The sequence below is a fragment of the Synechococcus sp. MIT S9507 genome, from assembly GCF_047304715.1.
In the GTDB taxonomy this organism is placed as follows: Bacteria; Cyanobacteriota; Cyanobacteriia; order PCC-6307; family Cyanobiaceae; genus Synechococcus_C.
The window spans coordinates 117,719-140,051 of sequence record NZ_CP138970.1; the positions used below are offsets into that span (position 1 = coordinate 117,719).

Consider the following 22,333-nt stretch of genomic DNA (forward strand, 5'->3'; position numbering starts at 1 on the left):
CGTTGGGCCCCCCTGGCCACCCACTCAGCAGATCCTTGGTCCGTCAATCATTCTTTTACCAGTGTTGGACTGCTTGCAATCTTTACTAGCCTCCATCATGTTCAGGCACGACAGATGACTGATATCGAGAAACAAGTGCCTTAAAACACAATGGTCGCTGGCTGTAGAGCACTGGCTAGCTCAAGCCTATAGGCTTGATTGTCGCAGCCCATAATGTCATAAGACTTGACAAAATTGAAATCAAAAACAAACAGAACTGGCCTCGATAATCTGCAGCATCAGAAACAAAAGAATCATATTTTCCTGCAAGTACTACTATTTACGGGTAGAAAAACCAGAGCAACGAGTTACTACAGTAAACTAATCATCTCTTGAACAGCCAGAAAAAATTAAAACGCTATTAGAATTAAATTTAATTCACATTAAAATAAAACAATTATCATTTAATCCATAATCATATTTCAGTGAAAAAATCCGAAACAGACTTGTCATGACGTTTGAGTAAAGCGAAAGTTGTGCCTGCGTTGCCTCTACAGATACGCAGATCCTTCGTGAGTGTTGTGATATCAAGCCAAGCTGGAAATGACTGATTTACAGCTTTAAAGAGTTGAAGTCGATTACCACCAGGTATGGTTGGTCCTCTCCACCCCCCCTTCTTAAAACGCACACCGACTCTGTTACGTCCATCAACACTGAGTTCGGCCTCAACCGCAATTGCTGCAACTGATCCAAGCGGGCCAGCAAGCTGCAGAAGATTCATACCCCTTGCATTTTCAGGGTCAAGAACCTGGAGATTTTCTAACCAGTCAGCCTGCTTCAACCAGGGTTGCTTGGCGCTGCTCCAACGAAGTTCCCAGACGCCGGTCAACAAATCGAGGTTACCATCAAGTTCAATCGTCGATTGCGATTCAGAAGCTGCGACAAGCTCAGGAATTTCGCTGTTTCGTGGCTGTTCTCTTAACAAACGGATCAGATCCTGCATCGTGAATTCAATCCAGTAAATAGGGTTACTTTAAATCTATTTGCAGCAATCAGCAGGCAATAATTTTTATCAAGCGGCCATCCCTCGATTAAATCACAAAACAACAAGAGCCAATGAGTAGACAACTCTAAAAATAACGGCTTAAAAATTTATTACACCAGTGGATTGACAATTGATGCCATAATTAAAAGAACGCAGACAAACTAATCTCAAAATTAGTTCCAGTTCACAGTACAGCGGTATTTATTGGCTCCTCCGGAAGGCATACCGATTTTCTCGCAATTCGTACCGGTGATGTTTGCACCCTCTGGCACCCTTGATTTAAGGTCTTCAACTGTGGATGCTTGATCAAAACCTGTTTGCGTCAACGAGCCGGCATTGACGGCTGTGTTCAAAGTGACAAGAACCAAACTGACAAGAAAGATTAATGAAATTTTCATCGATGAACTCATCTCTCCGGAAAGCTAGCCATGCTTCAGTTAGTTGTCATTGGTAGTTTTCACCGACAGCTGTCTTAGGCCGTTGTCAATATCGCTTCAAAAACTCGACAAGTATTCGCGCATTGCTTCAATCGTAAACTATGAAAAAGAAAAGCTATTTTCCTAAGCTTCGGGCAGCAAAGACACGGCTGAAGAATCCTGAGACACTGATGACGATAAGACACACCATCACTGCTCAATTGTTCCAACTTGGCATTATATGATTGGCTAAAATAGGTTTTTATGATTTTATCAACTTGGCAATTCCATCCATCGTCAACTGGCTGAATGATGACATTGACAATGGCAATATTGCATCTGCTTTATATGTCACCGAATTAAACCAATATCCTGGCTTGATTGCAATTGGACATTGCAGCATCGAAGCTGTTGATCAACTGGAAACAGATGTAAAGCTAGGCCGACTTAGATATGTAACCAGCGCAGATCCAGAAATCTGTGAAAAACGTTCAAACCTGTCGCTTAAAGATTGCTGGCTTGGCGAACAGTTTCTGCTCTACCAACTCTCAGACTACCGGGAACTCATACCACAAGGTGAAAACAAAGAGAATCAGAATTATATCGAAGCAATCAAATTACCGGAAACTGGATCATCCAGATTCATAGAATGGATCGCTGAAACATCACAGAAAATCTTTTGCGATCCGCTTTCAGGCTACAAACTGTGCCTGGATTCCTTAGTAACAACTTCAAGACAACGACTTCTTTATGATGAATTAAAAAAAGATTGGACATGCAACAACTGAAAACCACGCCAGGGAGATACTTAATCATTAATCATTAATCATTAATCACCCATCGATACACAGTCCTGTGCAATCAGATCAGTTCTGGATGATTGGGATCACCTTTGAATGGGCCTTCAACTGCTGAACTGATCCATCCACCATAAAATCCACCCGGTTGAGCGGTGACCTTTTCCCCGTTAAGCCAACAACCATCCATTAATCCAGGATAAAGAGCAAACCAGCCTGAAATTTCTTTAAAGGATTCTGTTGGAGACGAGTAACACCAAACAGCCCGATGCACTCGATTCTCACGCACAACAACATCAAAATAGTCAGCAACACCCTTCCACTCGCAGAAGCTGCGACCGGCTGATGGAATCAACAGCTTCCGGTTTATCTTGTCTGGAGAGAGGTAATAGGTGGGAGGGTGAAAGGTTTCCAGTACACGCATACAGCCTTCTCCATCAAAAAGGATTTCACCACCAAACTTCACAAACACATGATCAGCACTGGGCTCGAGCCGTGGAGGCCTGGGATAATCAGCAACTCTCTCTGTACTCATGAAATGCTCCTTCTCTGCAGGAATGATGACGGTGTTTCGGCATGATTGGTGAAATCACAGCAGTCGATCCAAACCAGCCTGTGGTGATTCTCGGTGGTTTCCTGATCACTGAAGAGGCCTATCAACCGATGGCCAAGTGGCTGACTGAGCGGGGTGTTGTCGACGTTCAGGTAGTCAACGTATCCCGTTTTGACTGGCTGCTTACAAGTTGGAGCTTCGGCTGGCGGCGCGTCTTGGATCGGGTGGATGAACTTGTCAAGCAACTACAGCCAAAGTCACCCTCGAACCAGATCACCCTGATCGGCCACAGCTCTGGAGGAGTCATGTTGCGGCTCTATCTGAGCGATCAAGCTTTTGAAGGTCGTCGTTATGGAGGAGCTTCGAGAGTCAATCGTTTAATCAGCCTTGGCAGTCCTCATCAGGCTGTCCGCGCAACCCCTCTCAGAGCCATGGTTGACCGATGCTTCCCCGGATGCCACGAGCCAGGGGTCGATTACGTGGCCATTGCGGCTGACCTGCCACTGGAGAGCACCAATGCCTCTGCATTCTCAAGACGGAGTGCCAAAAGCAGTTATCGCGCGATTGCAGGAGCCGTTGATGTCAGAGGTGATGGTCTTGTACCAGTGGAGTCGGCATTGCTTCGCAATGCTCGCCAACTCACCCTGCAGGACACCGCACATGGAGGCCTGTTTGGTTCCACCACCTATTTCACGGAAGAACGGTTGGAGCAATGGTGGGAATTTGCTAATGGCGGAATTTAGCTCAAAGATTATTACAAACGAATCCGTCATTGATCAATCCATACAAAGACAATAACAACCAAATCATAACAAGATCATGCCGGCCTGAATTTATTGATCAGCAAATTGCAAGCGCTGGATGCAAATCCTTTTCATCACTCATGTCGAGCAGTTATCAATAAGATGGATTCTCTTAAAAGCACAACAGGCATTGACTTGAAACAGCATTTCATTTGTCATTGCTTTTGCGTCAAATCAATTCTATTCAGCTAAAAATAGCAATTCATTCACTCAGAATCCAATATTAAAAACGGTGGAATTAAGGAGACTCTGATACATTCGTTCATTCCCTAATAACTGAGAAAAAGAAGGATGAAGATTGGCAATAGCTAAACGACCAAAAGTGTGCAACACTGGGCGCAACAATTTATTTCACACTCACTATTGTGTCCGCGAAGAAAAAAGACTGGTCGTTTTACTCTTGCCTATTCTTTTTAATCGTTGCATTTGTCGACATGATAAAAGAGGGTGTCATCATTCCAAATGCATATTTTGCAATCATCTTTGCGTTTGGAGCAGGCTGGAATGGCGCCAACCTAAAAAACAACAGATGACTACATCGTGAAATGCCGACAATGAAATCTAGACAGTTTGAAATGATGCAAAGCCGCGGGAATTAAAATGAATTTGAAAATTGAATAAAACAGAGATATACAGACCATGAGACTCAACTGGCAAGGAACGGGAGTAAAGCAAATAATCAATTATCTATTAGAATTCTTTTACAAGAATATCCTGACAGAGCAAATGACGAGCAGTGGTCACAGACTTGAATTTGCATTTGCAATCTTCTTCTTGTTAAGCGGCTTGCTTGCAATGGTTACGGGATTATTTTTTATCCCCTTGGCATTTGCAGTGATCGCATATCCAATCTACAGAATTGCCCGGTATGCGAGAAAGCACCCAAGCCAAGACAAACTACCTCCCCAGTGAGTCGCCAAGATATTATTTTGAAATTATTAAATATTAAGCAGGCGGTCAAAACATCAACTAAACAGCAAGTAGCAAAACAAATAATTTTTGCTTATTAATCCTGGCTACGTACATTTACGCCAGACCTCTGAATCAACTCCATCATCAATTGACATCCCATTAACACCACGCCTGCACTAAGCACTTCCTTCATTGAGATGCTCGCCAAACGCGAAAAAATCAACGCAAAAGCGGAGTAGCTTCCACCTAAAAAAGATGATATAAGAGACCACCAACGCTTTTTCTGGGAGTCATTCAGTAATTCACCAAGACGATCATAAGTCAAAGCAACGGTCATGTAAGCCCAAGCACCAATTAAAAAAATTGCAGTCATTTCAATATAAAGATCGCTTGCAATCAGAAACATCACACTACCCAATAATCCAAAAAGAGAAACTAATGGCAACATCGTTCTGTTAGACCATTGACTTGGGAATGCACTGGCAACAAAACATCCAACAACTGAACCAATTCCGAAGAGTGGAAAAGAGTCGCTGCTCATATCGGACTTGCGTCTAAACGCTGAGTCGCAATCAAAGGTCCATACAAAATGACCGGTACCATTCCAGCACCGATCAATGAATATCCCAAAGCGAGGCCTGCAATTTTAAAGTTTTGATATTTCACACGGACCCTCTGCTCTGCAGCACCAGGCTGCAAAGCGGTTGACTTTCGCTCACCTCTGACCCTCGAAGATTCCACCAACAACCATGCGACAGATATGGCCAACAGGGTTGCACAAGCTGAGATTACAATCCAGGCGAAGGTAGGAGAATTGGCTGCGATCCAACCAATCGTGATGGCTCCAATCAACGATCCGATACCTGCACCACTCACTAAAAACGCTGTATATCTCCTGGCTTGATGTTTGGAGATCCCTTTTAAAGCAAGGGCTGGAATTCCACAAACCAAATGAGCTGCTGACCAGCCATTGATGAATCTGATCAATAAGCGCACAGGAAAGGGCCAATCAACCGATTCAAGCCAAAGCGGAAAAATCAATAATAATAATGCCAAAAATAAAAGCTTGCAGAGGTTCTTATGACTTCTCTCTCTGGAGTGATGAATGCAACCAATCACATATCCATCAACATTAAATCCCGCAAGTTCACCGATTCCTGTGATTGAATCTAACCATCATGCTGCATTAACCTGGCAACGATGCCGAAATCAAAGCGTGACAGTCCGAGTGCTATTGCAATAGCGAAATTACCAGCAAAAACCTGCTTTTTATGCAACGACGATGGCAGGTTTGATGTGATTCCTGCCATGCAAGCAAATCCCTCTAACCACTAACCTCTTGCCACAGGCTTGAACCTGTTCAAGTATTAGACATAAATCCATTCAAAAGGAATGATTCGGCACACAACTCAGCTGATACAAATTAGACGCCAAAGCCTTAACACGATGAGTAAAAAATAAGGGGTAACGGGCACATTCGTTAATTTGTAACCACTGCTACTTACACATTTCAGCGATAGTTTTACATTCCAAATTCTATCCATTATCAATCTGTCTCTTTGAAGGTACATTCATGCGTATTCCACCACATTCATTTATCAAAAAAGATGCAGGGCCAATCAAGGAATGGTGGACGAACCGTTTAATTTTATTGATTGATACCAGAAATAAAGAGGCTGCACGGGCCTTATACAAGGAGTTTCATATCGATGAAAAACCTGGGCTGCGTGATCACTATTGGTTTTAGTTTAAGACACTCTCCTGAGTCGTCATCCGATCAATACTATTTCAATAAATAATTCTCCCAAGCATTGATCATGACAACTAAAACATTCAACTCTTAAAAGCTTCTATACTTTTGGTTGCAGACTTATTTGCAATTAGTCTCTATTTAAAACCACAATCAAACAACTTTGGCCCATTTCGAGAACTTGTCATAAGCGCTTGAAATGAATCATCCAATGACTGAAGTGGTTCAGAGGGGGTAAGCATTACTGAGTCCACACAAACATTCATCCAAATTACGGTTCAGAACCAGAGGTTTATCTTATGTTTCCTGCGACCAATGTGTGATGACCAATTGGCTCTGCTTGAGACCTGAAAGATGTTGACAGTGATGTCGCCGTGCATGTCTGGTGAAAGACTGTGAAGGCTTGAGTGCATCAGGAGATTACGATCGTAATCAGAAGAGTGTCTGAGCTGAATGTTTTGAACCTGTTGATGGTGATCGGCGGGGCTGCCTTCCTACTTCTCTTTAATGACGTGGCTCAACAGTCCCGGGATCAGAACCGCTGTGTGGCCATCAGCAAAAAGGCACTCAGGGCCAAAGGAATGGCTGAAGCTCAATCACATGCTGTGGCAGTCAGCGAGTGCAATGGGAATCCACATTTTCTCGGTGAGCAGTAACGAAAACAACCTTGCTGGACTTTGGTTGTAGCTGTAGCTGTTTGCTTTGTATCGAAACCAGTTGACCATCTGCTTGACCAACCTGGTATGAAAGCCTCGCTTAACAAGACTTCAGTCAGTCAGGGCGAGGCTTTGGGACTTTCCCATCAATTCTCCAGTAACCAAACCAGTCGGGTGTCAGATCAACTTCAGAGACACCAGGGTCTGGTCTCAGATGAACCTGCCACCCCTCGACATTGAAGATGGGCAGGCAATCGTCAACCGTGTCCAGGTTGTCAATGCCATGCAGATCATCCTTGTGAACCTGTAACGCACCATCCAACCAACGCCTTCGGGCCCTTGCCTTCGCAGCCTGTTGACTGCCTGCAACCACTAGACCGAACTGGTGTAATTCCTGCAGAGAGTCGCGGTCGTACCCCCCGAGGTTGATGAACCAGAGCCGGTCGCTTTTCGAAGTTGACAACGATTGCTGTGTAGCCGGCGACCGGGTATGTCCCCTGATCAGATCAATGGCGTAGCCATCCACATGTCGAATGGCTTTGTAGCTGTCGATATGGAGGCCACTCAATAGCCCGAACCATTGTTGCCTCAGAGTCGGAATGGTGGATTCGATGCTTGGTCCCACCACCCAGCGCACATCATGGAGCTCGATATGGCTGCTGGCAGTGCGTCCACCCAGCACAACCAGAAACAGACTAGGAGTGATGGTCATCGCTCAACGCTGAATCGTTGGAAAAACGCGATCTGTCCGTCGCCGCGCGCACCGTTCAAGTCTGACCAGGAACTGCTGCTCTCGGGCATGCTTTCACTACAACCAACCGGCTGGCAGTCATGACATCGCTCTCACAGCTGCTGTCAGTCGTACTGATTCTGGGGTTGACAGGACTCGGATGGTGGCTGGCTGAGGTGAACAGCCTGGCCAGGAAGCTTGGATCCACCATGGTGATTCTGGTGCTTGGACTGTTGGTGGCCAACATGACCACCTGGACACCTGAACCATCGACTGTGTCGTGGGTGAACGGTCCATTGACCTCTCTGGCGATAGCGGAACTGCTGTTGGCTGTTGAACTACGCAGCGTGCTGCCTGATGCACGCCGTTTGCTGTTCCCCTTCTTCACCGCTGTTGCAGGAACTCTGGTGGCTGTTTTGTTGGTGGGTGGTTTGCTATCACCATGGCTGGGTGAAGCGTGGATTCCACTGGCAGGGCTGTTCAGTGCGACATTCACCGGTGGAAGTCTGAACTTTGTCTCTGTTGCCAGAAGTCTTGAGTTGCCACCCACACTTCTGTTGACTGCAACAGCTGCAGATCACATCGCCTTCACAGCTTGGTTTGTTGTCAGCTTGCTGATTGGACGTGAGCGAACACAGTCTTTGCAGGCAAAGCGTTCAGACCTGAATGATCCATCAGCGTCAACGGTTGAATCGTCGCCATGGCCTTCCTCTCGGTTGGTGATGGTCGGGCTGCTCTGGGGCGGTGCCGTGCTGTTGATTTCAGACCAGCTGGTGAGGTTAACGGGACTGTTCGGCATCAATCCACCATCGATTCTTGTGCTGACAACAGTGGCTTTGATTGCCGCCCAGTTACCCCAGGCGCAGTCGCGTCGCCCCTGTTATGGAATCGGTGTGGTCTTGATTCAGCCATTTTTCGCGGTCATCGGGCTCAGCTCAAAACTTGCTGGTCTGTTCGGGGAGGGGCTGCCGGTGCTGCTGTACGCCTGCCTAGTGGTTCTCGTTCAGGCCGTTGTTGTCCTTCAAGCACAACGCTGGTCGCGCTGGCCTTTGGCTGAATGCCTGGTTGCTTCTCAAGCTGCTGTAGGCGGACCAAGCACGGCTCTGGCGCTGGCAGGGAGCCTCAACCGACCCAGCCTTGTCCTGCCATCCGTGGCTGTTGGGTTGGTGGGGTATCTGCTGGGGACGTACGTCGGTCTGGCAATGTCGGCTTCACTGCAGTGGCTGACTGGCTGAATCCCGGTCGAAAATTGCGCTCACGGCCTTAGAGTCACCCGAATCATTGAGCATTGATGGCCTGGGAATACACACAACTTCGCTTTGTTCCCCGAGGCAAGAGCTGGACTGGAGAGATTGAAGAGCTCTGGCTGGATGACCAGCCATTGATCTCCAGGAACCATCCTCAGAAGGTAAGCCTGGTGGAGCTGATGAATGAGCTTGGTGCTCAGGGATGGGAACTGGTGACCTATGCACAGCCCTTCACCGGCTACCACGGAGGTTGCTACACCTTCAAGCGTCAAACTCGATGAAAGCAATCAAGATTGAATAAAAAACGCAGGGCAATAAAAGCGAGACCAGATTCAATATTCCATAGGCAAATCAGTTCGTTGAACATTAAATCAAAGGCTTGCATTCGGCAACAATGAGCACATTATATAAATGTCAAGTTCAATGTTTAAAGCTAAAATAAACAGATCAAATCGTTGCCAGCGATGCAGATTCGGGAATTCAACAAGAAAGTTGCACTGTTTGTAACAGAACGGGTAGGCACAATGTCGTGCGCTTATTTATTCGCAGCGATAGCGCTGGTATCGCTACCTGAGGCACTATCTTCTGAAGATCCATTGGAAATAGTGTCGTGGGTGGCTGAAACATTTCTGCAATTAGTTCTGCTGTCAATCATCATTGTTGGTCAAAATATTCAAAGCGAGATTGCTGAAGAACAAGCCCAGACTGACCGTGAAACACTAATTGCAATCAAGAAGTTGGCAGAGGAAATCCATATTGTGGCTACACAACAAACACCAGATAGCCAATGATTTATGATTACTTTACGCGAAACAAATGATCCAGCTTGGTCTTGATCGAGAAGATAAAACGATAGAGTTTTCAGACATTTGCCTTATGACTAAGCTAAATGAGTGATATTTGTTAATCCATGACTTCCGAAAATTCAGCATCGGATATTGATTCAAAGAATCATTGTGGCTCAAAACCAAAAAAAATAGCCTTTGGGATCGCTCCACTAGGTGTTGTAGCAATCGGAATCGTCCCCATGGGCGTGGTTTGCATCGGCGTGGCGCCGATGGGTGTGATCGGCATCGGACTTGTGTCGATGGGCGCAGTCACCGCTTCAGTGGTGGGAATGGGTCTACTTTCAGTGGGGTTAAATACAATGGCAGTTGGGACTGCAGGCCCATTGAGCATGGGATTTGTCAATTTGAGCGGATCAAAGCAACAAATTCCTCACATTCATCATTTACACTCTCAAACCTCGAAAAAGCATTCAAAGCTCGAAGCAGAATTGATGTATACCAATGAAAACCTGGCAGGACTAGCAGCAAAACGGATGGGCTGCGATAAAATCACCAAAGTCAATAACCACTGGAAACCCTGCAGTCAACCTGAAACGATCAACATGAATTAGATCATTAATCAAAAACCGTTCATCTTTAGCTTAGGCAGAAATACGGTTTCTTTAAGATTATGACTATCAAAAATCTTGATTTTGCATACCAAAAATATTCCCAGAGATACAACTGAACCAAATTCAAACACAAAAAGAAATTCCGCTGTGCAGCAATGAATCAATACCAAGCAAGTGGATATCTTTCTATAACTTTTACCTGAAAACCATATCAAAAATGTATAAATTTTAATACTATGGAGGCGAACTAAACTTCAAACTGGATGATCAGATTCCCAGAAAAATCAATCACACGGACAGATCGGTTGATTTGATCACTGAGTGACTGGGCCCAAATCATTGCCTCGTTAATATCATCCGTTGATCTATGCAAATGCCATTCTAAAAAAGGGTTTAATTCTTCAATACGAAAGTTTTTGCAATGAACCATTGAGAAAGCTGGATTATTGATGCCTGCAGCGCAGTTCTGCCTGCTAACTTCAACCACAACTAAACACAAGGATATTAACGTAGCTTTTTCGAAAGGCAAAACTAGAAAAGCATGAGAGGATTACACGAAGGTGTTATAAAAAATAGAAACTAACCGCAGACCTTGAAATAATAGAGTCAAGCACGACTCAGCAACCTCAATCAACGCATTATAGCCTGGATAACAACAGAATCAATTGATAAAACCTGAGCGGGTCAGCAAATAAACTTCCAGCGACCAGCCAAACAAGAATGACAAAACAACAGAAAAAACAAGATAAAAATATTGATTACTTAGAGGAAAGTAGGGCGCGTTACGTTTGCTCACTAAATTCATGAAACAAACAATAAGTTAAAGACAATCGTCTTAAACTGTCGATCAGAATTGGTCTAAACTGTCATAAACATGCAACTCATTTTAGACTAAGGCCCATTTGATACAGGCTCAATGACGCCGTTGGCTGCTTTAGTGAAAAAATTCAACCGAAGTAAAAACGTAAAGCACTACCCAGCATCAACGCAATTTTTACTTTGACAATAAAATATGACAAAGTTAATTAGAGTGAACTCTATATTTCAAATGAACCACGACAAAGACACTTACAGCGGATGATCAAACGGATGGGGATGATCAGGAAGGCTGACTTTATAGAGTGTGTCTTCGACTGGCTTCCACTGAACAAGATGGAGTGGATTAATTTGATGCTTGTCCAAGCAATCCCAGATGTCGTTGCCAGACAATATGGCAGTTGACCAGTGATCACCCTGGCTGATCATCTGTTCACGTACGAAATCTTTCCAATTGGCCCAAGGAATGTCAGGGTAATTGGAGAGAAACTGATTCAGAACCACGATGTCAAATTCCATAGCTCTCCCCTAATTTGCAATGGTCAAGACTAATCATTGTAACCTCAAGCAATTCCAATGTTGAGATGCCAAACAAACTTCATTGATCACGGGTCAGTCATTCGCTGAAAGTAGGAATTTAGATCAATCAAAGATTTCAAAACTCCAAGATAGAAAGCAACCTTGTATAGGCATAGATGCTTTCTGATATCGAGACATAAGAGACAGGTCAGATTATTGCTCTGTATAGGCAGTAATGACAGTGCTTTCGATGCTATGGCCTGCTCCGCGGATCATTTCCTTGTTGTCTTCGAAAATCTTTTGAGCAACGCCGACAGGAGCTTGCTGAACAGCACAGACCCTGGTTGAATCGTCTTTACAAACCCCTCGAAACAAAGATTTGATGCCGACTGATGCGTGCATCTTGGTAACATCATCGCTGTCATAAATTTGGACCCACTCCGAAAACGGAACACTCAGATTAAAAGTCCAGACTGTGGTTTCCATCATCTTGAATCAATGCAGCGCAAGATTCTTACATCTTCAAGCTGAACGAACCAGCACTATGTGACAGTCTAATGACCAAATTCATTTAAAGGACTAGAGAAGTGATTGTCTCAGCATGACTTTAATCAGGCGTTCTTCTCTACAACGATTTGGTAGTCATCAATCATTAGTCCCTAAAAGGCACAATGTGATACTCCTAACTAATAGAAAAATTCAAATCATGACATCAACCAATTTAAAGATTATCCCCATATAGAAAACATTATGTAATTCCGATTCAAATTTTCAGCTGATGCGTGGTCGGTTGAACACTGCAGATAATATGCAAACCAACAAATGCTCTTATGAATCACAGCTGATTCTCACCATCAGCTCAGCTGTTGAAACAGTTCCAAAGGTGAAGATCAAGACATTACAAAAGAGCCATGGTCGATCAACCACTCAGCTTCACCAAAGGATGGAAAAGTTTCATTGCCACTGCAATTGTTTGTACTGGAGCGGTCAGCGCATCTTCATTAGTCCTTATTCCAGCCGCTGAAGCAAATCATTATCACCACAGACATCGTGCGAGAAGACGGCTAAAGCGCGAGTATCGGCGCGATGTTCGTGACTTTAACCATTACCGAAGGTCTTACAACCGTGATTGGCGACATGCACGCAGGATTCATAACCGCGCCTTGTATGGCTACCCACATGTGATCGCACCTTATGGATACGACTATTACCCTCAGCTTCAGCCTGGATTCGGAATCCAGATCAGACTCTGAAGTTCATTGTTGTCTGGAAACCTGCAGAGGTTGTGAAATAACTGAAATCAATACGAAATCCTTAAAGAACAAAACAGGGGGCTTTGAGAGGCAATATGAATGTTGCCAAATCAACAGATTGGGGTTTCTACACTTAAGACGTATATTTATGTCTCTAAATTATAAAATTTTCTCTGATCTTTTATATTTGAAATCTAATTCAATTTAAACGGCTTCGTGTTTCTGGCTCATAATTCAATCGAGCAGGCGGAACAACTTGCTGCCGCTGTGGCTGGGGCTGCTCGCATGGCTGATGGCTGGTGTACAGATTTTCAACCTTACTTTCTTGGCCTCATCTTCCGGGAGCTGCTGGGAGTTGAAATTGATTTCAAAACAATTCGTTCTATTCGTATGGATGAAGCCGCTGTGATCTTCCCTGATCACTTGCAGCGAAAAGAATTAATCGAACTGCTGGTTCTGACTGAGGTGATGGTGAACCCTATCCCTCCCCAACTGGAACGCTCTTTGGAGAACTGGGCTGAAAAACTTCAAATAGAGGATCGATCGCTGATCTTAGCCAGGGACGTTGACAACACTGCTCGGGCACAGGCCCAGAGCGACTTTTATCGCCTGTTCTGGATGGGTGAAAAAGACCGCCAACAGGAAAATTTTGAGGATCTGCTCAGCAAACACGGCCCAGACGCCTGGACCTTCACTGTGGAAGAGGACCCAGAACTTGCCATGCAGTGGCGAGGTCTGGCAAGTCTTCCAGAGGGGACCCTTGGTGCGGCTGTCTGGAAACACTATCAAAGCCATGGATTCACCACACCAGGAGAGATCGGTGGTGCAAATGCTGCACTCGCGCATCATGACTGGCTGCATGTGATTGGTGGATACGAGGTTGACCTGATCGGAGAAGTGGAGAATGCTGCCTTTGGAGCTGCCAGTAGCAGCATGCCAGGTTCCACACTCTGGTTTCTTGGTGTCATGGCCATGTATGAAGGGGGACTTTTTGACAGTGTCGTTACAGGCGCCAATCCCCATCAGATTTCAATGGCTGGAAATCCTGAACGCGTCGTTCACGCAATGAATCGCGGCAGACAATGCAAACAGGATTTACTAGCCATTGACTACTTCAGCATTGCAGATCAACCACTTGAATCGCTTCAGAAGGAATGGAGATTAATTCCTGAATTACAGCCACAATAAGTGGCTAAAGGCAGTTGATTTGATCGGTTACGAAACATCCAGTCACAGTTCTGTGCAAAGCAAATAATGATCCAGCGGGTTCGTTCGCCTAGCGCATTTATGAACCAATCCAAGCAGCGGCAGATTGTTTCTTCAGGTCTTGAAGACCTGGCTCCAACAGGAACTCACCAAACGGCCAGAACTCAATGCTGAACCATGCACCATTGCTTCCGGCGTTGCATTCTGCTTTGGCTGGTACGAGGACTCAGGAACTCAGCTCGTGGGCAGTGCAATAAGTGACAAACCCATCGGCCCAAAATACGTAGCTGTGCGGGAACCCCTGTCAGTGGTGTAGCTGACAGCAACGTCCAACTTGCTCAACGTACAGCTGATACAGGTTGACAGATTAACTGTGAAGCGCTGACTGGTATCAATCAAGGCTGTTGTTAGTTCAGACAATACAGCGACGAGCAGTGCACAGAATCAGAGAACAGCTAGACATGGACAGGTCGGCTATCATGGCTGAGACGCTCGACACTCCACAACTACTGAACATCAGGCCGAAATCCTGATCCTCTTCCTTAAAACCAACTGATTATGGATACGGTTCATTCATACCTGCTGACGTGGTGGGACGGAAAGGAGAAGCGGGAATACGAAATGTATTGCTCTGAAAGAGACGATGACAGAATCACCCGGAAATTCAGAGACGACACTCCACCAGACGAAATGATCGAGGACTTAACCGTGGAATACCAGGGCGAAGGCCCTGGAAATCTGGACCTTAGAAATGCACTTCGGTACAGGGTTTTCTGACTGAAATCGCAGCTGACACAGTCATGGAAAAAGCGCTTTGGTCAACGTCCAGACATCAGGCGGAACCCATCATTAACGCGACTGGAAACAATATCCCTGCTCTGATCTCATATCGCCCTCAATATTGATAAGGAACTGCTGAAGCGACCTCGGCAAAACACCAGAATCAGTGTTCTGCACACAGTCGATCCTTCCTCCGCTCTTGTGTGATCCAACGTCACCCCTTTGGGGGATGTGAGAGAAGCAGTACCCCACTAAAACAGCAATACATCAATGACAGATCATGCTTCTTACACTCGCCACTGTGGGGCTTCTCACCACAACGCTACTTCGGATTTATTTTGAAGAACCTGATACACATGACAGCGAGTAGCTGAACAACGACACCATAAGCGCATCGCAAAGTCTCAGATGCTTAATTGCACGTCAGAAAAATACCAAAATCCTTTTAAAGAGTCAGCAATGTCCTCATCACCCCTAAGCAATACAATGCTGATCTGTCAGTGGCATTGACATGACCTAAAGCACGTCTACAAGTTAAAGCATTTCATCTGCAGAACAGCAATGCAGTAACACCTCATCCTTTTACTCCTACAAGGAACTTCTGACTTGTATTTGACGAGGTATCGCCAATTATCCTAATGAAGTTCAACGATTTTTGATGCAATGGCAAGCCTAGTAATTCAGGGACAACAATATTTTTAACCATGAAGATTAAGCCGCACTGATCTAGCTTCGTCAATGAAAATGCATTTCCCCTAAAGGCCGATGCTGGCAGGCATAGGGTGTAATCACTGGTTCAAGCGAAAAGCTGTTAAGATACAGAAGATTTTTTCAGAAGAACACTGACAATCATTAGGTCTTTGAGGATAAACCAATATGAATTACACAGTTACTCTTGAGACTCCGGACGGAACTCATACAATCGAGTGTCCTGATGATGAATACATTCTCGACGCAGCAGAGCAAGCTGGCATCGATGTACCTTTCTCCTGTAGAGCAGGAGCATGCAGCACCTGTGCCGCCAGGGTCGAATCAGGAACAGTGGACCAATCAGATCAAAGCTTCCTTGATGATGACCAACTGGGGGCTGGTTTTGTCCTCATGTGCGTTGCCTACCCAACATCTGATTGCTTAATCTCATCTCACCAAGAAGAGAATCTGTATTAATCAATCGATGCCTAATTGTAATGATGACCTATCCGCAATACCAGAGATAAAGGGTTTACAAGAAACATATGGACCAATTGTTTGACAGCCTGATTCAGTAAGTCCTCGAAGAGAGAGCTGATGATTAAGCTAGCGCTTTTCATAGGCATAGCAGAGTGACTTTGCATTGCTGGCCAAACAGCGAGGATTAATCTTGAACTAAAACTCAAAGACCTGCTTCATGCTCTGATTTTTAGAGTGACACAATGTTCGGCATGCATGGTGCCGGTTTGATGCATATACAAATTTGCTGACTCACGACTGAATGGTTCCTGCCTCACGAAATCAGCAGTCAATCAACTAATCCTCAAATCAACAGATCTTGCAGCCTAAAGCTGACAAGGTAATCTTCAATCCCATAACGCTTTACAACTTAAATACTATCTGGGCGAAATAACTTAAAACATTAAATGTTAACTAAATGCGATCGAAGGGCATCATCATACAACCACCTTGTACATCAGAATTGTGCATACCTCGCTGAAATCTTTCACATTCAATAGTAACTAACTGAAAGCCTGTTTTCTGGCATTCAACGTCCAAGAGTTCTACATCTAGCAACAGGGATGCAGCAGACCACAAACGCTGGAATCACAAAGTGAACACGCCTGATGGAAAACACAAATGGAAATAGATCTACTGAGTCTCTATAGATTTCTACAACATCTCAGCAGTTCATTGCAATGAAAAATGTTGATCAACAAACAAATTATAAGAGCTCAGAAAGATTTAGTTCAACTGATGCCTCTATGTGTCGAAAGATGTAGCATTCTGCCAATTGGGCTTCTCTCGCATTCTTGAAGTTTGGCCCACAATGCTCATCAAACGCTTTGATGGGGACAGAAAGACATGCAAGCGATGCCAGCCGGACATCATCAGAAGCTTGGGAAGGGGAAGGCTTTGATTATTTTCAGAACATCTAGGCAAAATTCGAACAATTCTGGAAAGAAATCCAATGGCATCGTCAATTGGCTGGATTTCAAGGTCAAAAATTACCTCATGATCTAGAAAACCAGACACGCGCAATATCCCGACAAGCCATGAAGGCTGAATATTCAGAGAATCTTCGATTATCTCGTTCATATCTCTGATATTAGGGGGCAATGCATTGATGATGAAACCATGGAGCTCAATCATGTCTCCCTTAAGAGAGCCATTGATGAGGACGAGGCTCGCACCCTCCTGAATGAACAGAACATTAGTCTGGAAGCTGACAACCCAATGCTTCTGGCCTCCATGAACCTTCTGGAGTGCTTGAGAAGGGAATTGCTCTGTACGGTGGCCATTGAAAAGGAAGCACTACAAGAGGACTCGATGCAGGCTCCTGACCTTGTGATCCTTACGAATATGTTGGAGCAGGGATTATGGACCATCACTCCTCAAGGAGCTGAAGACCACTTCTGCCAAAACCAATACCCTGCTCGTTCTAAACAAGGAAAGTGCTGCTGTAGTTGAGGAGTGCCTGGAAGCTGGGACAGAGAGAATCTGTTTCGGCTCCAATGTCTCTGATGGAGATGGAGACTTCATCAAGGCACTGAGAGCCATTGCCAAACTGGGCGTCTACTACCCAGAGAAAATGGCGAAAAAGACGGGTTATGCAGGCGATAACCCCTTTGCCTTGGTTCTCCCTAACGACGTCAGTGAAGGGGAGAAAGAAGTGCTGGTGGTCCTAACAGAGGAATTATCGAATAAAAAGCTGGCTGAGACTCCTTTCTTCGTCGAACATAAGCCAACTCACCCCTTTCGGCGCGTACCGATCGACAAATGGGCGAACAATTTTCGACATCGGTGAAGTCTGGCCACCACACTCATCAAAGTGGGGCATTTCAGGCGAAGATCCCTTTGTTTTCAGGAGTTGAAAGGGCACGTTTCATGATCCACTGGTATGCACCCGATCCCACCAACGAGAAATACACACAGGCCATCGTGGATTACATCAAGGGCGGAAAGCCCATAGATGAATACACAGGTTTCAAGGTGCTGGCACGTCAGATCCACCATCACCTCGGTGGAGGCGTACTGCTGGTGGAAGCCGACAACCTGGCAGCGGTGCAGAAGCGCACCTACCCCTGGACAAAGGAACTCGGCGTCACCGCGACGATCACCCCTGGTCTCAGTGATGAGGAGTACGTCGAGCTTGAAGAAAGCATGGCCAGCTGATTGAGCCTGAGATAGACATCCCAAGCATCCGCCTGAAGGCTGGCCCCCAGATCAAAGACCTACTGCTCACGAGGCAGCCGGTTAATGCTGAAAACGAACTGGAGATACGGCCCAAAATGTCTCCAATTTTGTCCATTTTGAGAACATCCCAGGTCGACCTCTGCTCCCTAAAACCCTGACACGGCCGCGAAATACTTTGGCACCACTGGAGATTTTTTACCTTCTATGCAGTCAGTTGATGGTTCGAATCCGTCAGGGGGCGTGAATAACAGCGAGGCTTCTCGGCTAATCATCACCCGCCACCCGGAGGGTTTTTTATTGATGGATCCGGCCAAGCCACAGCAGGCTGAACTAGTCGGCAGCCGCTAGAAGCAGCTCCAACTCTCCAATTCCGCAGTTGCAGCCATCTCGCTCGCCATCACATGGCTCCATGTTGGGATGCCCCTTGGCACAGGACTCAGAGCAGAAATGCTGCCCACCAATCCTAATTGACCTCGATTCTTCAACGCTGCGCTTACAAAGCGAGCAGTCGCACAAAAGTAAAACTGCAGTCATCACACAACTCTCGGTAACAACTCGTCAGGTCTATTGCAATCAGGGCATCGCTTCTTTGGCGGCTTACCGAACACTTAGCGTTGACTTATCGAAACTGATTCTCAGCAGCAGATTCATGCTGCTGAATGTGATTCTCAAAAGCATATTTTGATCCGCTAATGTTCGGTTTTTACGCATATCTTTTGCTGTTTTGTGATGTAGAACTGGTTCATCCCTCCCAGAGGAAGAGACATGACAGCTTCACAAATCCAAGCCCCCATCGAAGTCCCCACCGGTCCCGCAGGCCGTGCCATGGCCGAGCCCATGTCGGCCGAAATGCTCGACCTGATGGAAGCCCATCTCAACCTTGAGCGTCAGTCAGCTGCTGATTACTTCGCTGCTGCCGTCTGGTTTGCTGAGCGTGAGCTGACCGGCTTTGCCGAACACCTGCGTGATGAGGCCAAGCAAGAGGAGCAGCATGCTGCCAAGTTTGCTGACTATCTGATCAGCAGAGGTCAGCGGCCTGTGCTCGACACCATCGAGCCACCCCGTCAGCAGTGGACTGGCGTGGAGCAGGTGATTGCCAACGTCTTCCGCATGGAAGCTGATGTCACCGCCTCCGTGCTGCAGCTCTACAACACTGCGGAAAAGGACATTGATCGCCGCACAACCGTCTTCCTTGATCCCATCGTTGACGGCCAGCGTCTCTCTGAGCACGAGGCCGCTTACCTGCTGGGTCGCGTCAAGTTCGCTGCAGGCAACCCTGCTGCGGTGATGATCATCGACGCTGAACTGAGAGAAGGCGAGGCCGAGCCCGCCAAGCTTGAAGGCTGAGCAATCAGCGCAAGTCCCACCTCCCAATCGACCTCAACAGCCCCGCCCAATGCGGGGTTTTTGCTGCCATAGAGCCTTGGCGTCAATAGCTTCCGGGCGAGCTAATGCCAGGCAGCCAGTTCTAAGCCATTCACCACAGTCTCACCAAAACTTCTCTGCGGTCTTCCCATAGACGCGTGGATAGTCTACATATGCTTATCTAGGAAATAATAAAAAACAAAACCATATCAGTAGCGTAAAAGAACAAAATTGCTATCTGCTAATTCTTGACAATTAAAAGCTTGCATGTTTACCAGCTAAGCAATTTGGGATTCATGCCGAACCCCTTTCATGACTAAAAGTGCTGAAAAAATTCTTGGCATTTCTAAGAGCCTGATTATCATGACTAGCCAGCAAAAACTAAACTGACAAGTCAATCATTAACGAACAGCAATTATTAGATTGGGCGATGGAGTACAATTGCTGTATGGAATTATACATTTCAAATATAACTTAAACGCTCTCGACTCGAAAAAGACGGCCTGGCAAAGCAATAGTCTCAATTGCACCTGCTTCACCAGCTCAAAAGAAGTGGCAATCAATCGTGTCGCCAGTTGTGTCTGCCAACTTCACAGACTCCGCATCCTGCAGATCTTCTATTGCTCTCTCATAAGCTTGCCTTGCGTCCTCTAATTCGTCGTACGACTCGTAGTCATAGTCAATACCACCATCCCTATAGGAAATGAGATATCTCATTGCATTTGAATTTTCTCTTACTTTACCAAGCCTTGTATAAATGACTGGACATCCACATGCATTTAACGGTGGTAGTCAATTCAGCTGCTGTGTAAGCACCAGCCTGTAGCTAGACGTCCTCGATGATGACGGCAAGCCAAAGACCGATCACAACGGTGACCCACAGGTAGCTACTCGAGTTTCATACAAGGCTGTAGCTGACCTCAATGACTCGAAGTCTTGAGCATATAAAAAGCATGTAGAGCTGAATTGTATTTCAGTTTTTATCGAGAATGGGATCGACCTAGAATCAAAGCGATCAAGATTGCTATGTACAGCTGACCACTTACTGTGATGATCGTGACGATTACCTGTGATGTCGTATCACCTGAATTGACAACACCTGATCCAACTGTTGTCAAAATATTGAAAGCTGCTGCCATTAGTACAGGTGAAAACAGACTGACACTGTTCGAAATGTTTTCCAGTCCATTATGTGCATGAGCGTTAGTTAAAACACTGAAATCAAAAGCTGCAGGGTGCATCTCCATTGTTGCCGTCATTAATACACCACCAGCCACGCCAATCAATAGATAACCCTCCACAGCTGCCATTACGACTGCAACGGTTACGAATGGCTCGCGTATAAGTGATTTTATAAGTCTCAAAATACTCAACAAATAAAACAGGATCCAAACGAATACGTGTGAAAGCGTCAGCCAATGGCCAAGAGTTGGTAGAACTTCCAAACTTAAACGCCAAATCACTTCAAGGCTGATAGCTAAAATCCCAAGACCGAAAAAGAATGAATTCAATCTTTTAATTTGTGTATATCGACTAACGAGGCCAAGCAACACCCCGGCCAGAGCTATGTTCAGAAAAGATTGAAAACTTGGGAAACGTTCGGCTACAGGTAGCAGTATCAGAAAGATAACTTGCGCAATCAGAAGTGCGATGTACCCACGATGGCGCAAGCGCAATCGCCTGATAAATTCGTGACTATAACGGACCATATTATTGAATACAACCAATAGCTGTCACTTATTGTTAGCGAGGACTCTGGAATTTGTCTTCTGGACTTACCGATCGGACATATCAGTCAAAAGCCCTACCCCCGATAGAGGCAAAGCGAAGATTTAGCGAGAACAAAGCTAACGCACTCCTCCTTCTCTCCACCAACAGGAATCAGGCGGACGGCTTTCAGAAGGATGCAGTGGTTCATTTCTATTCTTCTTCAGATACTTGCGGCACGCCTGTACAGACGCATAGCGCTTACTGAACTGGGGAAGAAAATATTTGAACCTTCCTTTGCTGTCTTCCCCCTGCGTGATGATGATGGTGTTTCCATTAGGGGTCTCTAAGTCGCAGCTAATAAAGTCGCGAATCCCTACCTCTTCATTGGTGTAGGTGCTCCACTTCCACTGAGGCTCAGCGCCGTTGATGAATTCCTTGAGTTCCATTGGCCATTGCGACTCTCATTTTATACATATGAAAGTCACTGGCATCTCTTAGAGGTTTCTGAGAAGTCATGGGATTGATGTCCAAGAAAAGAGGCAGAGCCGCTGGTCAGCTCTGCCTGCTATGGACTTACTGATTAGAGAAGAGACTCACTCCTCCTCTTCACCACCAACAGGGATCAGGCGGACGGCTTTTTTACCCAGCTTGATCTCGAATTCGTCCCCAGGTTGCAAGTTAAGCATTGCTGTGTAGGCCTTGCCCACCAGCAGATTACCGTTGCCCTGGACCTTGGCTGTGTAGCTGAGCTTACGTCCGCCTTTGCCCATACCAGCGGGCCCACCACCAAGTTCAATGCCTTTTGCATTCAGTAAGGCTTCGTAAAACGCGGTGAAGTTGACCCGATCACTGCCGTCCTTTTTCTTAGAGACGTAAACGCAGGCTGTCGCAAGATCGGTCTTGGAAACATCACCGAGGTCTTTGACCTTGGCCAGTAATTCGGTTCCAGTAAGCATGTTTCTACACGGATGACTTCACTATTAATCACTTACTAGATTGAGATCGTCAAC

At 45.7% G+C, this 22,333-nt stretch carries 27 protein-coding genes; 14 read left to right on the top strand and 13 right to left on the bottom strand.

The window, feature by feature from the left end:
* Positions 1 to 454 precede the first annotated feature (454 nt).
* Together SIB83_RS00595 and SIB83_RS00600 are read right to left on the bottom strand one after the other, a co-directional pair.
* Positions 455 to 982 (bottom strand): PAP/fibrillin family protein, encoded by a 528-nt coding sequence (locus tag SIB83_RS00595; RefSeq protein WP_413402863.1) that lies wholly within the window; start codon positions 980 to 982, stop codon positions 455 to 457.
* A gap of 215 nt (positions 983 to 1,197) precedes the next feature.
* On the bottom strand, positions 1,198 to 1,434 hold the full coding sequence (locus tag SIB83_RS00600; RefSeq protein WP_413402865.1) for a hypothetical protein: 237 nt from the start codon (positions 1,432 to 1,434) through the stop codon (positions 1,198 to 1,200).
* 284 nt (positions 1,435 to 1,718) lie between these two features.
* Here SIB83_RS00600 and SIB83_RS00605 point away from each other — a divergent pair, with 284 nt between their 5' ends.
* Positions 1,719 to 2,228: a hypothetical protein gene (locus SIB83_RS00605; RefSeq protein ID WP_413746452.1), complete on the top strand. Its 510-nt coding sequence runs from the start codon at positions 1,719 to 1,721 to the stop codon at positions 2,226 to 2,228.
* A gap of 73 nt (positions 2,229 to 2,301) precedes the next feature.
* Here the strand turns inward: SIB83_RS00605 and SIB83_RS00610 are convergent, their stop codons facing one another.
* Entirely contained in the window at positions 2,302 to 2,772 is a 471-nt protein-coding gene (locus SIB83_RS00610; RefSeq protein ID WP_413746453.1) for a DUF427 domain-containing protein, read from the bottom strand.
* Between the two features lie 41 nt (positions 2,773 to 2,813).
* Here SIB83_RS00610 and SIB83_RS00615 point away from each other — a divergent pair, with 41 nt between their 5' ends.
* Both SIB83_RS00615 and SIB83_RS00620 read left to right on the top strand, forming a co-directional pair.
* Entirely contained in the window at positions 2,814 to 3,533 is a 720-nt protein-coding gene (locus SIB83_RS00615) for an esterase/lipase family protein (protein WP_413746454.1), read from the top strand.
* A gap of 699 nt (positions 3,534 to 4,232) precedes the next feature.
* Positions 4,233 to 4,505 (top strand): hypothetical protein, encoded by a 273-nt coding sequence (locus SIB83_RS00620; RefSeq protein ID WP_413746455.1) that lies wholly within the window; start codon positions 4,233 to 4,235, stop codon positions 4,503 to 4,505.
* A gap of 94 nt (positions 4,506 to 4,599) precedes the next feature.
* Here SIB83_RS00620 and SIB83_RS00625 read toward each other — a convergent pair whose 3' ends face one another.
* Positions 4,600 to 5,046, bottom strand: a complete 447-nt coding sequence (locus SIB83_RS00625; RefSeq protein WP_413746456.1) for a hypothetical protein — start codon at positions 5,044 to 5,046, stop codon at positions 4,600 to 4,602.
* Entirely contained in the window at positions 5,043 to 5,624 is a 582-nt protein-coding gene (locus tag SIB83_RS00630) for a YbfB/YjiJ family MFS transporter (RefSeq protein ID WP_413746457.1), read from the bottom strand. Before SIB83_RS00630 ends, SIB83_RS00625 begins: the two co-directional genes overlap by 4 nt.
* Positions 5,625 to 6,078: 454 nt before the next feature.
* Here SIB83_RS00630 and SIB83_RS00635 point away from each other — a divergent pair, with 454 nt between their 5' ends.
* Complete coding sequence (locus tag SIB83_RS00635) at positions 6,079 to 6,252, top strand: hypothetical protein (RefSeq protein WP_413746458.1); 174 nt, start codon at positions 6,079 to 6,081, stop codon at positions 6,250 to 6,252.
* A 774-nt stretch (positions 6,253 to 7,026) separates the two neighbouring features.
* On the opposite strand, the gene SIB83_RS00640 is transcribed toward SIB83_RS00635, so the two are convergent.
* Entirely contained in the window at positions 7,027 to 7,623 is a 597-nt protein-coding gene (locus tag SIB83_RS00640; protein WP_413746459.1) for a DUF1543 domain-containing protein, read from the bottom strand.
* 119 nt (positions 7,624 to 7,742) lie between these two features.
* Between SIB83_RS00640 and SIB83_RS00645 the strand changes: the two genes are divergently transcribed.
* The 4 genes from SIB83_RS00645 (at position 7,743) to SIB83_RS00660 (ending at position 10,287) form a co-directional block, all read left to right on the top strand.
* A complete protein-coding gene (locus tag SIB83_RS00645) occupies positions 7,743 to 8,876 on the top strand; it encodes a DUF819 family protein (RefSeq protein WP_413746460.1) in 1,134 nt (377 codons plus the stop codon).
* Between the two features lie 56 nt (positions 8,877 to 8,932).
* The gene (locus tag SIB83_RS00650; RefSeq protein ID WP_413746461.1) at positions 8,933 to 9,169 is read left to right on the top strand and encodes a hypothetical protein; all 237 of its coding nucleotides are present in this window, start codon (positions 8,933 to 8,935) and stop codon (positions 9,167 to 9,169) included.
* Positions 9,170 to 9,352: 183 nt separating this feature from the next.
* Positions 9,353 to 9,679: a hypothetical protein gene (locus SIB83_RS00655; RefSeq protein WP_413402886.1), complete on the top strand. Its 327-nt coding sequence runs from the start codon at positions 9,353 to 9,355 to the stop codon at positions 9,677 to 9,679.
* Positions 9,680 to 9,798: 119 nt separating this feature from the next.
* Positions 9,799 to 10,287, top strand: coding sequence for a hypothetical protein (locus SIB83_RS00660; protein ID WP_413746462.1), 489 nt, complete (start codon positions 9,799 to 9,801; stop codon positions 10,285 to 10,287).
* A gap of 1,068 nt (positions 10,288 to 11,355) precedes the next feature.
* Here SIB83_RS00660 and SIB83_RS00665 read toward each other — a convergent pair.
* Together SIB83_RS00665 and SIB83_RS00670 are read right to left on the bottom strand one after the other, a co-directional pair.
* Positions 11,356 to 11,622 carry a hypothetical protein gene (locus SIB83_RS00665; protein ID WP_413746463.1) on the bottom strand — a complete coding sequence of 89 codons (267 nt, stop codon included), beginning with the start codon at positions 11,620 to 11,622 and terminating at the stop codon, positions 11,356 to 11,358.
* A 213-nt stretch (positions 11,623 to 11,835) separates the two neighbouring features.
* Positions 11,836 to 12,111 carry a DUF3764 family protein gene (locus tag SIB83_RS00670; RefSeq protein ID WP_413746464.1) on the bottom strand — a complete coding sequence of 92 codons (276 nt, stop codon included), beginning with the start codon at positions 12,109 to 12,111 and terminating at the stop codon, positions 11,836 to 11,838.
* 980 nt (positions 12,112 to 13,091) lie between these two features.
* Here SIB83_RS00670 and SIB83_RS00675 point away from each other — a divergent pair.
* Together SIB83_RS00675 and SIB83_RS00680 are read left to right on the top strand one after the other, a co-directional pair.
* Entirely contained in the window at positions 13,092 to 14,063 is a 972-nt protein-coding gene (locus SIB83_RS00675) for a hypothetical protein (RefSeq protein ID WP_413746465.1), read from the top strand.
* Positions 14,064 to 15,737: 1,674 nt separating this feature from the next.
* Positions 15,738 to 16,028: a ferredoxin gene (locus SIB83_RS00680; protein WP_413746466.1), complete on the top strand. Its 291-nt coding sequence runs from the start codon at positions 15,738 to 15,740 to the stop codon at positions 16,026 to 16,028.
* 786 nt (positions 16,029 to 16,814) lie between these two features.
* Here SIB83_RS00680 and SIB83_RS00685 read toward each other — a convergent pair.
* Positions 16,815 to 17,204: a hypothetical protein gene (locus SIB83_RS00685; protein ID WP_413746467.1), complete on the bottom strand. Its 390-nt coding sequence runs from the start codon at positions 17,202 to 17,204 to the stop codon at positions 16,815 to 16,817.
* Between SIB83_RS00685 and SIB83_RS00690 the strand changes: the two genes are divergently transcribed.
* The 3 genes from SIB83_RS00690 to SIB83_RS00700 all read left to right on the top strand — a co-directional run bounded on the left by SIB83_RS00690 (position 17,190) and on the right by SIB83_RS00700 (position 18,227).
* Positions 17,190 to 17,522 carry a hypothetical protein gene (locus SIB83_RS00690; protein ID WP_413746468.1) on the top strand — a complete coding sequence of 111 codons (333 nt, stop codon included), beginning with the start codon at positions 17,190 to 17,192 and terminating at the stop codon, positions 17,520 to 17,522. The two genes, SIB83_RS00685 and SIB83_RS00690, sit on opposite strands and share 15 nt — an antisense overlap.
* Positions 17,523 to 17,643: 121 nt before the next feature.
* A complete protein-coding gene (locus tag SIB83_RS00695) occupies positions 17,644 to 17,859 on the top strand; it encodes a hypothetical protein (RefSeq protein WP_413746469.1) in 216 nt (71 codons plus the stop codon).
* A gap of 80 nt (positions 17,860 to 17,939) precedes the next feature.
* The gene (locus tag SIB83_RS00700; RefSeq protein ID WP_413746470.1) at positions 17,940 to 18,227 is read left to right on the top strand and encodes a DUF3303 domain-containing protein; all 288 of its coding nucleotides are present in this window, start codon (positions 17,940 to 17,942) and stop codon (positions 18,225 to 18,227) included.
* Between the two features lie 351 nt (positions 18,228 to 18,578).
* Here SIB83_RS00700 and SIB83_RS00705 read toward each other — a convergent pair whose 3' ends face one another.
* Complete coding sequence (locus SIB83_RS00705; RefSeq protein ID WP_413746471.1) at positions 18,579 to 18,782, bottom strand: conjugal transfer protein TrbI; 204 nt, start codon at positions 18,780 to 18,782, stop codon at positions 18,579 to 18,581.
* A 231-nt stretch (positions 18,783 to 19,013) separates the two neighbouring features.
* On the opposite strand from SIB83_RS00705, the gene SIB83_RS00710 reads away from it, so the two are divergent.
* Entirely contained in the window at positions 19,014 to 19,595 is a 582-nt protein-coding gene (locus tag SIB83_RS00710; protein WP_413746472.1) for a ferritin, read from the top strand.
* 998 nt (positions 19,596 to 20,593) lie between these two features.
* Here the strand turns inward: SIB83_RS00710 and SIB83_RS00715 are convergent.
* The 3 genes from SIB83_RS00715 to SIB83_RS00725 form a co-directional block, all read right to left on the bottom strand.
* Complete coding sequence (locus SIB83_RS00715) at positions 20,594 to 21,289, bottom strand: hypothetical protein (protein ID WP_413402899.1); 696 nt, start codon at positions 21,287 to 21,289, stop codon at positions 20,594 to 20,596.
* Positions 21,290 to 21,460: 171 nt separating this feature from the next.
* Positions 21,461 to 21,769: a hypothetical protein gene (locus SIB83_RS00720; protein ID WP_413402901.1), complete on the bottom strand. Its 309-nt coding sequence runs from the start codon at positions 21,767 to 21,769 to the stop codon at positions 21,461 to 21,463.
* A gap of 147 nt (positions 21,770 to 21,916) precedes the next feature.
* Positions 21,917 to 22,279, bottom strand: coding sequence for an AbrB family transcriptional regulator (locus tag SIB83_RS00725; RefSeq protein ID WP_413746473.1), 363 nt, complete (start codon positions 22,277 to 22,279; stop codon positions 21,917 to 21,919).
* Positions 22,280 to 22,333 lie beyond the last annotated feature (54 nt).

Bases quoted from the DNA above. Each gene is read 5' to 3' on its own strand.
- SIB83_RS00615 (WP_413746454.1), top strand. From the start codon at position 2,814: ATGATTGGTGAAATCACAGCAGTCGATCCAAACCAGCCTGTGGTGATT.
- SIB83_RS00720 (WP_413402901.1), bottom strand. From the start codon at position 21,769: ATGGAACTCAAGGAATTCATCAACGGCGCTGAGCCTCAGTGGAAGTGG.
- SIB83_RS00640 (WP_413746459.1), bottom strand. From the start codon at position 7,623: ATGACCATCACTCCTAGTCTGTTTCTGGTTGTGCTGGGTGGACGCACT.
- SIB83_RS00680 (WP_413746466.1), top strand. From the start codon at position 15,738: ATGAATTACACAGTTACTCTTGAGACTCCGGACGGAACTCATACAATC.
- SIB83_RS00665 (WP_413746463.1), bottom strand. From the start codon at position 11,622: ATGGAATTTGACATCGTGGTTCTGAATCAGTTTCTCTCCAATTACCCT.
- SIB83_RS00685 (WP_413746467.1), bottom strand. From the start codon at position 17,204: ATGATTGAGCTCCATGGTTTCATCATCAATGCATTGCCCCCTAATATC.
- SIB83_RS00650 (WP_413746461.1), top strand. From the start codon at position 8,933: ATGGCCTGGGAATACACACAACTTCGCTTTGTTCCCCGAGGCAAGAGC.
- SIB83_RS00705 (WP_413746471.1), bottom strand. From the start codon at position 18,782: ATGACTGCAGTTTTACTTTTGTGCGACTGCTCGCTTTGTAAGCGCAGC.
- SIB83_RS00635 (WP_413746458.1), top strand. From the start codon at position 6,079: ATGCGTATTCCACCACATTCATTTATCAAAAAAGATGCAGGGCCAATC.
- SIB83_RS00725 (WP_413746473.1), bottom strand. From the start codon at position 22,279: ATGCTTACTGGAACCGAATTACTGGCCAAGGTCAAAGACCTCGGTGAT.
- SIB83_RS00595 (WP_413402863.1), bottom strand. From the start codon at position 982: ATGCAGGATCTGATCCGTTTGTTAAGAGAACAGCCACGAAACAGCGAA.
- SIB83_RS00625 (WP_413746456.1), bottom strand. From the start codon at position 5,046: ATGAGCAGCGACTCTTTTCCACTCTTCGGAATTGGTTCAGTTGTTGGA.
- SIB83_RS00700 (WP_413746470.1), top strand. From the start codon at position 17,940: ATGATCCACTGGTATGCACCCGATCCCACCAACGAGAAATACACACAG.
- SIB83_RS00695 (WP_413746469.1), top strand. From the start codon at position 17,644: ATGGCGAAAAAGACGGGTTATGCAGGCGATAACCCCTTTGCCTTGGTT.
- SIB83_RS00610 (WP_413746453.1), bottom strand. From the start codon at position 2,772: ATGAGTACAGAGAGAGTTGCTGATTATCCCAGGCCTCCACGGCTCGAG.
- SIB83_RS00670 (WP_413746464.1), bottom strand. From the start codon at position 12,111: ATGATGGAAACCACAGTCTGGACTTTTAATCTGAGTGTTCCGTTTTCG.
- SIB83_RS00620 (WP_413746455.1), top strand. From the start codon at position 4,233: ATGAGACTCAACTGGCAAGGAACGGGAGTAAAGCAAATAATCAATTAT.
- SIB83_RS00690 (WP_413746468.1), top strand. From the start codon at position 17,190: ATGGAGCTCAATCATGTCTCCCTTAAGAGAGCCATTGATGAGGACGAG.
- SIB83_RS00600 (WP_413402865.1), bottom strand. From the start codon at position 1,434: ATGAGTTCATCGATGAAAATTTCATTAATCTTTCTTGTCAGTTTGGTT.
- SIB83_RS00710 (WP_413746472.1), top strand. From the start codon at position 19,014: ATGACAGCTTCACAAATCCAAGCCCCCATCGAAGTCCCCACCGGTCCC.
- SIB83_RS00655 (WP_413402886.1), top strand. From the start codon at position 9,353: ATGCAGATTCGGGAATTCAACAAGAAAGTTGCACTGTTTGTAACAGAA.
- SIB83_RS00660 (WP_413746462.1), top strand. From the start codon at position 9,799: ATGACTTCCGAAAATTCAGCATCGGATATTGATTCAAAGAATCATTGT.
- SIB83_RS00645 (WP_413746460.1), top strand. From the start codon at position 7,743: ATGACATCGCTCTCACAGCTGCTGTCAGTCGTACTGATTCTGGGGTTG.